Source organism: Streptomyces sp. NRRL S-118 (assembly GCF_000716335.1).
In the GTDB taxonomy this organism is placed as follows: Bacteria; Actinomycetota; Actinomycetes; order Streptomycetales; family Streptomycetaceae; genus Streptomyces.
Genome location: NZ_KL591014.1, coordinates 26,948 through 39,447 on the forward strand (window position 1 = coordinate 26,948; position 12,500 = coordinate 39,447).

9 protein-coding genes are annotated in these 12,500 nt (G+C 67.4%); 7 read left to right on the forward strand and 2 right to left on the reverse strand.

All coding sequences use genetic code 11. The features are described from left to right. The first annotated feature begins 32 nt into the window (after positions 1-32). The 7 genes from nusG to IH00_RS0123050 all read left to right on the forward strand — a co-directional run bounded on the left by nusG (position 33) and on the right by IH00_RS0123050 (position 11,944). A complete protein-coding gene (nusG, locus tag IH00_RS0123020; protein WP_031076592.1) occupies positions 33-899 on the forward strand; it encodes a transcription termination/antitermination protein NusG in 867 nt (288 codons plus the stop codon). A 161-nt stretch (positions 900-1,060) separates the two neighbouring features. After that, positions 1,061-1,495, forward strand: coding sequence for a 50S ribosomal protein L11 (gene rplK / locus IH00_RS0123025; protein WP_031076594.1), 435 nt, complete (start codon positions 1,061-1,063; stop codon positions 1,493-1,495). An 80-nt stretch (positions 1,496-1,575) separates the two neighbouring features. Continuing rightward, a complete protein-coding gene (rplA, locus tag IH00_RS0123030) occupies positions 1,576-2,298 on the forward strand; it encodes a 50S ribosomal protein L1 (protein ID WP_031076597.1) in 723 nt (240 codons plus the stop codon). Between the two features lie 586 nt (positions 2,299-2,884). After that, on the forward strand, positions 2,885-3,415 hold the full coding sequence (gene rplJ, locus IH00_RS0123035) for a 50S ribosomal protein L10 (RefSeq protein WP_031076599.1): 531 nt from the start codon (positions 2,885-2,887) through the stop codon (positions 3,413-3,415). Between the two features lie 116 nt (positions 3,416-3,531). Continuing rightward, positions 3,532-3,918, forward strand: a complete 387-nt coding sequence (gene rplL, locus IH00_RS0123040; protein WP_031076601.1) for a 50S ribosomal protein L7/L12 — start codon at positions 3,532-3,534, stop codon at positions 3,916-3,918. A 529-nt stretch (positions 3,919-4,447) separates the two neighbouring features. Continuing rightward, a complete protein-coding gene (gene rpoB, locus IH00_RS0123045; protein WP_031076602.1) occupies positions 4,448-7,933 on the forward strand; it encodes a DNA-directed RNA polymerase subunit beta in 3,486 nt (1,161 codons plus the stop codon). A gap of 96 nt (positions 7,934-8,029) precedes the next feature. Continuing rightward, positions 8,030-11,944, forward strand: coding sequence for a DNA-directed RNA polymerase subunit beta' (locus IH00_RS0123050; protein WP_031076605.1), 3,915 nt, complete (start codon positions 8,030-8,032; stop codon positions 11,942-11,944). A gap of 66 nt (positions 11,945-12,010) precedes the next feature. Here IH00_RS0123050 and IH00_RS0123055 read toward each other — a convergent pair whose 3' ends face one another. Beyond that, positions 12,011-12,274, reverse strand: coding sequence for a hypothetical protein (locus tag IH00_RS0123055; RefSeq protein ID WP_031076606.1), 264 nt, complete (start codon positions 12,272-12,274; stop codon positions 12,011-12,013). Continuing rightward, the gene (locus IH00_RS0123060) at positions 12,261-12,497 is read right to left on the reverse strand and encodes a hypothetical protein (RefSeq protein ID WP_031076608.1); all 237 of its coding nucleotides are present in this window, start codon (positions 12,495-12,497) and stop codon (positions 12,261-12,263) included. Before IH00_RS0123060 ends, IH00_RS0123055 begins: the two co-directional genes overlap by 14 nt. Positions 12,498-12,500: the final 3 nt, after the last annotated feature.

A 12,500-nucleotide genomic window follows, 5' to 3' on the forward strand; every position in this document is an offset into this window, starting at 1 on the left:
ACCCCATCTGTATCCAGGAAGAAGCAGCCACCGTGTCTGACCCGAACCTGAACGAGTCCGCCCAGGACGAGCTCGACGTCGTCGAGGCGGCCGACGAGGACCAGGCGGAAGCTGCGGACGCCGCTGCCGACGAGGCGGCCGAGGAAGCCGCGCTCCACGTCGAGGACGAGGACGCGGACCAGGCCGTCGAGGACGAGGGCGACGCCGAGGCCGCCGACACCGCCGAGGACGAGGACGCGGACGAGGCCGCCGAGGAGGAGGCCGCGGAGCCCGAGGCCCCGGTCGACCCGGTCGCCGCCCTGCGCGAGGAACTGCGCGGCCTGCCCGGCGAGTGGTACGTGATCCACACCTACGCGGGCTACGAGAAGCGCGTGAAGGCGAACCTGGAGCAGCGTGCGGTCTCGCTGAACGTCGAGGACTTCATCTACCAGGCCGAGGTCCCCGAGGAAGAGATCGTCCAGATCAAGAACGGCGAGCGCAAGAACGTCAAGCAGAACAAGCTGCCTGGCTACGTGCTCGTCCGCATGGACCTGACAAACGAGTCCTGGGGCGTCGTCCGCAACACCCCCGGCGTCACCGGCTTCGTGGGCAACGCCTACGACCCGTACCCGCTGACCCTGGACGAGATCGTCAAGATGCTCGCCCCGGAGGCCGAGGAGAAGGCCGCCCGTGAGGCCGCCGAGGCCGAGGGCAAGCCGGCTCCGGCCCGCAAGGTCGAGGTCCAGGTCCTGGACTTCGAGGTCGGCGACTCGGTCACCGTCACCGACGGCCCGTTCGCCACGCTGCAGGCCACCATCAACGAGATCAACGCCGACTCGAAGAAGGTCAAGGGCCTCGTCGAGATCTTCGGCCGCGAGACCCCGGTCGAGCTGAGCTTCGACCAGATCCAGAAGAACTAACCCGTACAGGTTTCCGGCCAGGTCAGATCAGCTGTCGCAGCTGCTCTGACCTGCTCGGTTTTTGGCCGCGCAGCCATACCCGTTATCGTTGTGCGGTATGCCTCCATCCGGATGATCCGGACGGTCGGCTGGAAAACTCTCACTAGGACCCGGAGAGAGCAATGCCTCCCAAGAAGAAGAAGGTCACGGGGCTCATCAAGCTCCAGATCCAGGCCGGTGCGGCCAACCCGGCTCCGCCGGTCGGCCCCGCGCTGGGTCAGCACGGCGTCAACATCATGGAGTTCTGCAAGGCCTACAACGCCGCGACCGAGTCGCAGCGTGGCATGGTCGTGCCGGTGGAGATCACGGTCTACGAGGACCGTTCCTTCACCTTCGTCACCAAGACTCCGCCGGCCGCCAAGCTGATCCTCAAGGCCGCTGGTGTGGACAAGGGCTCCGGCGAGCCGCACAAGACCAAGGTCGCCAAGCTCACGCGCGACCAGGTCCGCGAGATCGCCACCACCAAGATGCCCGACCTGAACGCCAACGACCTGGACGCCGCCGAGAAGATCATCGCCGGCACCGCCCGTTCCATGGGCATCACGGTCGAGGGCTGATCAGCCCCGTCTGACCTGTGGGAGGGCCACGCGCTGGCCCGGACCACAACTCCACACCTGAACCACCTCCAGGAGAAGCAGTGAAGCGCAGCAAGGCACTCCGCGGCGCGGACGCCAAGGTCGACCGGGAGCGGAACTACGCCCCCCTCGAGGCCGTCCGTCTCGCCAAGGACACCGCCACCACCAAGTTCGACGGCACCGTCGAGGTCGCCTTCCGCCTGGGTGTCGACCCGCGCAAGGCCGACCAGATGGTCCGTGGCACCGTGAACCTTCCGCACGGCACCGGCAAGACCGCCCGGGTCCTGGTCTTCGCGACCGGTGACCGTGCTGCGGCCGCGGAGGCCGCGGGCGCCGACATCGTCGGCTCCGACGAACTGATCGACGAGGTTGCGAAGGGCCGTCTGGACTTCGACGCCGTCGTCGCCACCCCGGACCTCATGGGCAAGGTCGGCCGCCTCGGCCGCGTCCTCGGCCCCCGTGGTCTGATGCCGAACCCGAAGACCGGCACCGTCACGATGGACGTCGCCAAGGCCGTCACCGACATCAAGGGCGGCAAGATCGAGTTCCGCGTCGACAAGCACTCGAACCTGCACTTCATCATCGGCAAGGTCTCCTTCGACGAGACCAAGCTGGTGGAGAACTACGCCGCGGCGCTGGAGGAGATCCTCCGTCTGAAGCCGTCGGCCGCGAAGGGCCGCTACATCAAGAAGGCGACCCTGACCACCACGATGGGCCCCGGCATCCCGCTGGACGCCAACCGCACCCGCAACCTCCTCGTCGAGGAGGACCCGGCCGCCGTCTGATCCTCACGGCAGCCGCGGTCGCGGACGCGTACGCGCACCGAAGCGGTCCCCGCAGCTCTCCGGAGCGGCGGGGGCCGCTTCTGCGTTCCCGGGGCAGGCCGGCCGGCTGGCGGGCCGCCTGCGCCTCGTGACGGCCGGACGGGGCGCTCGCGGGCGTCTCCCGGCGTCTCCGGGCGGCCCCGGGCCGGTCGGCCACCGTGCCCGGACGCGGGCGTGCGGTGCCCTGCCGGCCCGGGGTACGGCCTCGGCGGTGTCCGGGACCGCGGGGCGGAGCCCACCCGGCCACCCCGGCCGCGTCACCCGTCCGGACCGATTTGCTCGACGGCGTGCCGTTCGCGTACTCTTCCACGGAAGCCAAAGACCGCTGGTCGTTGCCGTGCCCTCGCGAGGGGCGTGGCGGCCGAAGGATCCGCTAGCTGCGGACGACCCGCGCAGGTGACTGTGGATGTAACTCCCGGACTCCGCTCCTCGACGAGCGCGCCCGGTCGAGTCACGCCCCGTGCGCCTGCGCCGGGGCGTTTCGTTTTGCCCAGTCTCCTTCCTTCAGCCCACGCGGTCCGAATCACCCGGAAGGAGGCCGAGGCTCATGGCGAGGCCCGACAAGTCTGCTGCGGTTGCCGAGCTGACGGACAAGTTCCGCAGCTCGAACGCCGCCGTGCTGACCGAGTACCGCGGTCTCACCGTGGCACAGCTCAAGCAGCTGCGCCGTTCGCTCGGTGAGAACGCCCAGTACGCCGTGGTGAAGAACACGCTGACCAAGATTGCGGCCAACGAGGCCGGGATCACGACGCTGGACGACCAGTTCGCTGGTCCGACGGCTGTCGCCTTCATCACCGGTGACCCGGTGGAGTCGGCGAAGGGTCTTCGTGACTTCGCCAAGGAGAACCCGAACCTGATCATCAAGGGCGGTGTCCTTGAAGGCAAGGCGCTCTCCGCCGATGAGATCAAGAAGCTTGCGGACCTCGAGTCCCGCGAGGTTCTGCTCGCCAAGCTGGCGGGCGCCATGAAGGGCAAGCAGTCCCAGACTGCCGCGCTCTTCCAGGCGCTTCCCTCGAAGTTCGTCCGCACCGCGGAGGCGCTTCGTGCCAAGCAGGCCGAGCAGGGCGGTGCCGAGTAATTCGGCTCGCGCAGTGATCCGCGCCGCCTGACGCGTCGCGGGTCGTAGCGGGCCCAACGTACGCCCGCCTCACATGTACACCCGGCACCAGCCGATTTAGTGGAAGGACCGCCATCATGGCGAAGCTGTCTCAGGAAGACCTGCTCGCGCAGTTCGAGGAGATGACCCTCATCGAGCTCTCCGAGTTCGTGAAGGCGTTCGAGGAGAAGTTCGACGTCACCGCCGCCGCCCCGGTCGCCGTGGCCGCCGCTGCCCAGGGTGGTGGCGAGGGTGCCGCCGCCGTCGAGGAGAAGGACGAGTTCGACGTCATCCTCACCGGCGCCGGCGACAAGAAGATCCAGGTCATCAAGGTCGTGCGTGAGCTGACCTCCCTGGGCCTGAAGGAGGCCAAGGACCTCGTCGACGGCACCCCGAAGCCGGTCCTCGAGAAGGTCAACAAGGAGGCCGCGGACAAGGCTGCCGAGTCCCTCAAGGCCGCCGGCGCCTCCGTCGAGGTCAAGTGACCTTTCGAGTCTCCTGACTCACCTCAGCGCCCGTCAGGGCGCTTCGAAGGGCGATCACCCAACCGGGTGGTCGCCCTTCGGCGTCTCCGGGACGCCTGCCTTGCGCTGAGCTCCACGCAGAGTATGGTGATCTTCGCCGTGCGCCCCGCTCGACCGGGGGCCTTGACGAACCGCACGCAGCGCGCGATTCTCAGGACGCGTCGTCACAACGATCCGGATCCGAGGCATGGATCGACGGACGAACGGGCAGTATCGATGTGCGCCGACAGCGCGAGGTGTCAGCGGGAGTTGAGAACAACGAGGGTCGCGAATTACTCGCCCTGGACATCAGTGGGCCAAGTGGCTACACTGACCCTTTGCGCTGCCTGTTAGCTGCCTCCTGCCCGTCACCAGGGGCATACTCTCGCAAGAGCACAGTTGACCGAATGCCCTGACCAGGCTTTTTGGCCGAATCGGGAACGTCTGTCTCCGTGCGCTGCGAGGGACCGGTACGCGCGTAGTGAGTCCGAGCCCTCGGAAGGACCCCCTCTTGGCCGCCTCGCGCAACGCCTCGACCGCGAATACGAACAACGGCGCAAGCACCGCCCCGCTGCGCATCTCCTTTGCAAAGATCAAGGAGCCCCTCGAGGTTCCGAACCTCCTCGCGCTGCAGACCGAGAGCTTTGACTGGCTGCTCGGCAACGCCGCGTGGAAGGCTCGTGTCGAGGCGGCTCTGGAATCCGGACAGGACGTCCCCACCAAGTCCGGTCTGGAGGAGATCTTCGAGGAGATCTCGCCGATCGAGGACTTCTCCGGGTCGATGTCGCTGACTTTCCGCGACCACCGCTTCGAGCCTCCGAAGAACTCGATCGACGAGTGCAAGGAGCGCGACTTCACGTACGCCGCGCCGCTCTTCGTCACGGCCGAGTTCACCAACAACGAGACCGGCGAGATCAAGTCCCAGACGGTCTTCATGGGCGACTTCCCGCTCATGACCAACAAGGGCACCTTCGTCATCAACGGCACCGAGCGTGTCGTGGTGTCGCAGCTCGTCCGCTCGCCGGGTGTGTACTTCGACTCCTCCATCGACAAGACGTCCGACAAGGACATCTTCTCCGCCAAGATCATCCCGTCCCGGGGTGCCTGGCTGGAGATGGAGATCGACAAGCGCGACATGGTCGGTGTCCGCATCGACCGCAAGCGCAAGCAGTCCGTGACCGTCCTCCTCAAGGCGCTCGGCTGGACCACCGAGCAGATCCTGCAGGAGTTCGGCGAGTACGAGTCCATGCGCGCCACCCTGGAGAAGGACCACACCCAGGGCCAGGACGACGCGCTGCTCGACATCTACCGCAAGCTGCGCCCGGGCGAGCCGCCGACGCGCGAGGCCGCCCAGACGCTTCTGGAGAACCTCTACTTCAACCCGAAGCGTTACGACCTGGCCAAGGTCGGCCGCTACAAGGTCAACAAGAAGCTCGGTGCGGACGAGCCGCTGGACGCCGGCGTCCTGACCGTCGACGACGTCATCGCGACGATCAAGTACCTGGTCAAGCTCCACGCGGGCGAGACCGAGACCGTCGGCGAGAACGGGTCCACGATCGTCGTCGAGACCGACGACATCGACCACTTCGGCAACCGTCGTCTGCGCAACGTCGGCGAGCTCATCCAGAACCAGGTCCGCACGGGTCTGGCTCGTATGGAGCGCGTCGTCCGCGAGCGCATGACCACCCAGGACGTCGAGGCGATCACGCCGCAGACCCTGATCAACATCCGGCCGGTCGTCGCCTCCATCAAGGAGTTCTTCGGCACCAGCCAGCTGTCGCAGTTCATGGACCAGAACAACCCGCTGTCCGGGCTGACGCACAAGCGTCGTCTGTCCGCGCTCGGCCCGGGTGGTCTGTCCCGTGAGCGGGCCGGCTTCGAGGTTCGTGACGTGCACCCGTCCCACTACGGACGCATGTGCCCGATCGAGACCCCCGAAGGCCCGAACATCGGTCTGATCGGTTCGCTCGCCTCGTACGGCCGCGTCAACGCGTTCGGCTTCGTCGAGACGCCGTACCGCAAGGTCGTCGAGGGCCAGGTCACCGACGAGGTGGACTACCTGACCGCCGACGAGGAGGACCGCTTCGTCATCGCCCAGGCCAACGCGCCGCTGACCGACGAGCTCCGCTTCGCCGAGAGCCGCGTCCTGGTCCGCCGCCGCGGTGGTGAGGTCGACTACGTCGCGCCCGACGACGTGGACTACATGGACGTCTCGCCGCGCCAGATGGTGTCGGTCGCGACCGCCATGATCCCGTTCCTCGAGCACGACGACGCCAACCGTGCCCTCATGGGCGCGAACATGATGCGCCAGGCCGTTCCGCTCATCAAGGCGGAGGCCCCGCTCGTCGGCACCGGCATGGAGTACCGCTGTGCCACCGACGCCGGCGACGTCGTCAAGGCCGAGAAGGACGGTGTGATCCAGGAGCTCTCCGCGGACTACATCACCGTCGCCAACGACGACGGCACGTACATCACGTACCGCCTGGCCAAGTTCGCCCGCTCCAACCAGGGCACCTCGGTCAACCAGAAGGTCGTCGTCTCCGAGGGCGACCGCGTCGTCGAGGGCCAGGTCCTCGCCGACGGTCCGGCCACCGAGAACGGCGAGATGGCCCTCGGCAAGAACCTGCTCGTGGCGTTCATGCCGTGGGAGGGTCACAACTACGAGGACGCGATCATCCTGTCGCAGCGCCTCGTGCAGGACGACGTCCTCTCCTCGATCCACATCGAGGAGCACGAGGTCGACGCCCGTGACACCAAGCTCGGCCCGGAGGAGATCACCCGGGACATCCCGAACGTCTCCGAGGAGGTCCTCGCCGACCTCGACGAGCGCGGCATCATCCGGATCGGTGCCGAGGTCGTCGCCGGCGACATCCTCGTCGGCAAGGTCACCCCGAAGGGTGAGACCGAGCTGACCCCGGAGGAGCGCCTGCTCCGCGCGATCTTCGGTGAGAAGGCCCGTGAGGTCCGTGACACCTCGCTGAAGGTGCCGCACGGCGAGACCGGCAAGGTCATCGGCGTCCGCGTCTTCGACCGCGAGGAGGGCGACGAGCTTCCCCCCGGTGTGAACCAGCTGGTGCGCGTGTACGTCGCGCAGAAGCGCAAGATCACCGACGGTGACAAGCTCGCCGGCCGTCACGGCAACAAGGGCGTCATCTCCAAGATCCTGCCGATCGAGGACATGCCGTTCCTGGAGGACGGCACCCCGGTCGACATCATCCTCAACCCGCTGGGTGTCCCGTCCCGAATGAACCCGGGACAGGTCCTGGAGATCCACCTCGGCTGGCTCGCCAGCCGCGGCTGGGACGTCTCCGGCCTCGCGGACGAGTGGGCGCAGCGCCTGCAGGCCATCGGTGCCGACCAGGTCGAGCCCGGCACCAACGTCGCCACCCCCGTCTTCGACGGTGCGCGTGAGGACGAGCTGGCCGGTCTGCTGCAGCACACCATCCCGAACCGCGACGGCGAGCGCATGGTGCTCCCGTCCGGCAAGGCCCGGCTGTTCGACGGCCGCTCCGGCGAGCCGTTCCCGGACCCGATCTCGGTCGGGTACATGTACATCCTCAAGCTCCACCACCTGGTCGACGACAAGCTGCACGCCCGCTCGACCGGTCCGTACTCGATGATCACCCAGCAGCCCCTGGGTGGTAAGGCTCAGTTCGGTGGCCAGCGCTTCGGTGAGATGGAGGTGTGGGCGCTGGAGGCCTATGGCGCCGCGTACGCCCTCCAGGAGCTGCTGACCATCAAGTCCGACGACGTCACCGGTCGCGTGAAGGTCTACGAGGCCATCGTCAAGGGCGAGAACATCCCCGAGCCCGGCATCCCCGAGTCCTTCAAGGTGCTCATCAAGGAGATGCAGTCCCTGTGCCTCAACGTGGAGGTGCTGTCCTCGGACGGCATGTCCATCGAGATGCGCGACACTGACGAGGACGTCTTCCGCGCTGCGGAGGAGCTCGGTATCGACCTGTCCCGGCGCGAGCCGAGCAGCGTCGAAGAGGTCTGACGGGTCTGGTCGGGGCCTCCCTGTGAGGCCCCGGCCCTGCCCCGGACCCGTACAGACCATGATTGAGACTCAAACCCTGAGAGGGATTGACGCATAGTGCTCGACGTCAACTTCTTCGACGAGCTGCGGATCGGCCTGGCCACCGCGGACGACATCCGTCAGTGGTCCCACGGCGAGGTCAAGAAGCCGGAGACCATCAACTACCGCACCCTGAAGCCCGAAAAGGACGGACTCTTCTGCGAGAAGATCTTCGGTCCGACCCGGGACTGGGAGTGCTACTGCGGCAAGTACAAGCGTGTCCGCTTCAAGGGCATCATCTGTGAGCGGTGTGGCGTCGAGGTCACCCGCGCCAAGGTGCGCCGTGAGCGGATGGGCCACATCGAGCTGGCCGCTCCCGTCACCCACATCTGGTACTTCAAGGGCGTCCCGTCCCGGCTGGGCTACCTGCTGGACCTCGCCCCGAAGGACCTGGAGAAGGTCATCTACTTCGCGGCGTACATGATCACGTACGTCGACGAGGAGCGCCGCACGCGCGACCTGCCCTCGCTGGAGGCCCACGTCTCCGTCGAGCGCCAGCAGATCGAGCAGCGCCGCGACGCCGACCTCGAGGCCCGCGCCAAGAAGCTCGAGGGCGACCTGGCCGAGCTGGAGGCCGAGGGTGCCAAGGCCGACGTGCGCCGCAAGGTGCGCGAGGGCGCCGAGCGCGAGATGAAGCAGCTGCGCGACCGTGCCCAGCGCGAGATCGACCGTCTCGACGAGGTGTGGAACCGCTTCAAGAACCTCAAGGTCCAGGACCTCGAGGGCGACGAGCTGCTCTACCGCGAGCTGCGCGACCGCTTCGGCACGTACTTCGACGGTTCGATGGGTGCCGCGGCGCTGCAGAAGCGCCTGGAGTCCTTCGACCTGGAGGAGGAGGCCGAGCGCCTCCGCGAGATCATCCGTACCGGCAAGGGCCAGAAGAAGACCCGTGCGCTCAAGCGCCTGAAGGTCGTCTCCGCGTTCCTCCAGACCAGCAACAGCCCCAAGGGCATGGTGCTGGACTGCGTGCCGGTCATCCCGCCGGACCTGCGTCCGATGGTGCAGCTGGACGGTGGCCGCTTCGCGACCTCCGACCTGAACGACCTGTACCGCCGTGTGATCAACCGCAACAACCGCCTCAAGCGTCTTCTCGACCTCGGTGCCCCCGAGATCATCGTGAACAACGAGAAGCGGATGCTGCAGGAGGCCGTCGACGCGCTGTTCGACAACGGCCGCCGCGGTCGCCCGGTCACCGGTCCCGGCAACCGCCCGCTGAAGTCCCTCAGCGACATGCTGAAGGGCAAGCAGGGCCGCTTCCGCCAGAACCTGCTCGGCAAGCGAGTCGACTACTCGGCGCGTTCCGTCATCGTCGTCGGCCCGCAGCTGAAGCTGCACCAGTGCGGTCTGCCCAAGGCCATGGCGCTGGAGCTCTTCAAGCCGTTCGTGATGAAGCGCCTGGTCGACCTGAACCACGCGCAGAACATCAAGTCGGCCAAGCGCATGGTCGAGCGCGGCCGCACCGTCGTGTACGACGTCCTCGAAGAGGTCATCGCCGAGCACCCGGTGCTGCTGAACCGTGCGCCCACGCTGCACCGCCTCGGCATCCAGGCCTTCGAGCCGCAGCTGGTCGAGGGCAAGGCCATCCAGATCCACCCGCTCGTCTGCACCGCGTTCAACGCGGACTTCGACGGTGACCAGATGGCCGTCCACCTGCCGCTCTCCGCGGAGGCGCAGGCCGAGGCCCGCATCCTGATGCTGTCCTCGAACAACATCCTCAAGCCGGCCGACGGCCGTCCCGTCACCATGCCGACCCAGGACATGGTGCTGGGCCTCTTCTTCCTCACCACGGACGAGGAGGAGCGCGAGGTGCGCGGCGAGGGCCGTGCGTTCAACTCCACCGCCGAGGCGATCATGGCCTTCGACGCCCGGGAGCTCTCGCTCCAGGCGAAGGTCGACATCCGCTTCCCGATCGGCACCGTCCCGCCGCGTGGCTGGACCCCGCCGGTGGAGGAGGACGGCGACGACTCCGTCGGCGCCGGTGCCTGGCAGCAGGGTGACTCGTTCCGTCTGCGGACGACCCTGGGCCGCGCGCTCTTCAACGAGCTGCTGCCCGAGGACTACCCGTTCGTCGACTACACGGTCGGCAAGAAGCAGCTCTCCGAGATCGTCAACGACCTCGCCGAGCGCTACCCCAAGGTCATCGTGGCGGCGACGCTCGACAACCTGAAGGCGGCCGGCTTCTACTGGGCGACCCGTTCCGGTGTCACCGTCGCCATCTCCGACGTCGTCGTTCCCGAGGCGAAGAAGGAGATCGTCGCGGGCTACGAGGCGCAGGACGAGAAGGTCCAGAAGCAGTACGAGCGCGGTCTGATCACCAAGGACGAGCGCACGCAGGAGCTCATCGCGATCTGGACCAAGGCGACCAACGAGGTCGCCGAGGCGATGAACGACAACTTCCCGAAGACCAACCCCATCTTCATGATGGTCAACTCGGGTGCTCGCGGAAACATGATGCAGATGCGTCAGATCGCGGGTATGCGTGGTCTGGTGTCGAACGCCAAGAACGAGACCATTCCGCGTCCGATCAAGGCGTCGTTCCGCGAGGGCCTGTCCGTGCTGGAGTACTTCATCTCCACCCACGGTGCCCGTAAGGGTCTGGCCGACACCGCTCTGCGTACCGCCGACTCGGGTTACCTCACCCGTCGTCTGGTGGACGTCTCGCAGGACGTCATCATCCGCGAGGAGGACTGCGGCACCGAGCGCGGTCTGAAGCTGCGGATCGCGGCGAAGGACGAGACGGGCGTGCTCCGCAAGGCGGAGGACGTCGAGACCTCCGTGTACGCGCGGATGCTCGCCGAGGACGTCGTCGTGGACGGCAAGGTCATCGCGCCGGCCAACGTCGACCTGGGTGACGTGCTCATCGACCAGCTCGTCGCCGCGGGCGTCGAGGAGGTCAAGACCCGCTCGGTCCTGACCTGTGAGTCTGCGGTCGGTACGTGTGCGTACTGCTACGGCCGTTCGCTCGCCACCGGCAAGCTGGTCGACATCGGTGAGGCGGTCGGCATCATCGCCGCCCAGTCCATCGGTGAGCCCGGTACCCAGCTGACGATGCGTACCTTCCACACCGGTGGTGTGGCCGGTGACGACATCACCCAGGGTCTGCCCCGTGTCGTCGAGCTCTTCGAGGCCCGTACCCCGAAGGGTGTCGCCCCGATCTCCGAGGCCTCCGGCCGCGTGCGGATCGAGGAGACCGAAAAGACGAAGAAGATCATCGTCACCCCGGACGACGGCAGCGACGAGACGGCCTACCCGATCTCGAAGCGCGCCAAGGTCCTGGTCGGCGAGGGCGACCACGTCGAGGTGGGCCAGAAGCTCACCGCGGGTGCCACCAACCCGCACGACGTGCTGCGCATCCTGGGTCAGCGTGCCGTCCAGGTCCACCTGGTCGGCGAGGTCCAGAAGGTCTACAACTCGCAGGGTGTGTCGATCCACGACAAGCACATCGAGATCATCATCCGGCAGATGCTGCGCCGCGTGACGATCATCGAGTCCGGCGACGCGGAACTGCTGCCGGGCGAGCTCGTCGAGCGGTCGAAGTTCGAGTCCGAGAACCGTCGTGTGGTCACCGAGGGCGGTCACCCCGCCTCCGGCCGTCCGCAGCTGATGGGTATCACCAAGGCGTCGCTGGCGACGGAGTCGTGGCTGTCCGCGGCCTCCTTCCAGGAGACGACCAGGGTCCTGACGGACGCGGCGATCAACGCCAAGTCCGACTCCCTGATCGGCCTCAAGGAGAACGTCATCATCGGTAAGCTCATCCCGGCCGGTACGGGTCTGTCCCGCTACCGCAACATCCGGGTCGAGCCGACCGAGGAGGCCAAGGCCGCGATGTACTCGGCCGTCGGCTACGACGACATCGACTACTCGCCGTTCGGCACGGGCTCCGGCCAGGCCGTCCCGCTGGAGGACTACGACTACGGTCCGTACAACCAGTAAGCGAGCAGCTTGATCGACCGAAGGGCGGTCACCCCGTACGCACGGGGTGGCCGCCCTTCGGGCTTCCTACCGGCCGGCCGCCTGCCAGAAGGCGAGGGCGAAGCCGGCGCCGGCGGTGAGCGCCGTGACGCTGGCCAGCGGCCAGCGGGTGCGCTCCAGCGCGTCGAGCCGTGCCTCGTGGTCGGCGAGCTGCTTGTCGGTCTGGTCGCTGCGCTGGACGAGCAGGGCCAGCGAGCCGTCGGCGCGGGCGAACCCGGCTTCCAGCGTGCCGCGCAGCCGTTCCAGCTCGAGGGCGACGGTCACCGGGTCGTTCCGGTCAGTCTCGGTCATCGGCGGCTCCCGGTGATCCACTGCTCAGCCAGGACGGCAGCAGTCTCTGTACGGCCTCCAGGGCCATGATCCGCGCCAGCGCGCCGGCGACGGCCAGGGCTCCGGCGACCCAGGGGAGGGTGGCCGGGACACCGGACGCGTCCACGATCGCGGGGAGCACAACGGCGATGCCGACGGCGGACTGGAGGATGGTTCTGGCCGTGCGCTTGGCGGCATCGGTCATGAT

Excerpts from the sequence above, each read along its gene's own strand:
- rplK (WP_031076594.1), top strand. The coding sequence starts at position 1,061 with ATGCCTCCCAAGAAGAAGAAGGTCACGGGGCTCATCAAGCTCCAGATC.
- rplJ (WP_031076599.1), top strand. The coding sequence starts at position 2,885 with ATGGCGAGGCCCGACAAGTCTGCTGCGGTTGCCGAGCTGACGGACAAG.
- rplL (WP_031076601.1), top strand. The coding sequence starts at position 3,532 with ATGGCGAAGCTGTCTCAGGAAGACCTGCTCGCGCAGTTCGAGGAGATG.
- IH00_RS0123055 (WP_031076606.1), bottom strand. The coding sequence starts at position 12,274 with ATGACCGAGACTGACCGGAACGACCCGGTGACCGTCGCCCTCGAGCTG.
- IH00_RS0123060 (WP_031076608.1), bottom strand. The coding sequence starts at position 12,497 with ATGACCGATGCCGCCAAGCGCACGGCCAGAACCATCCTCCAGTCCGCC.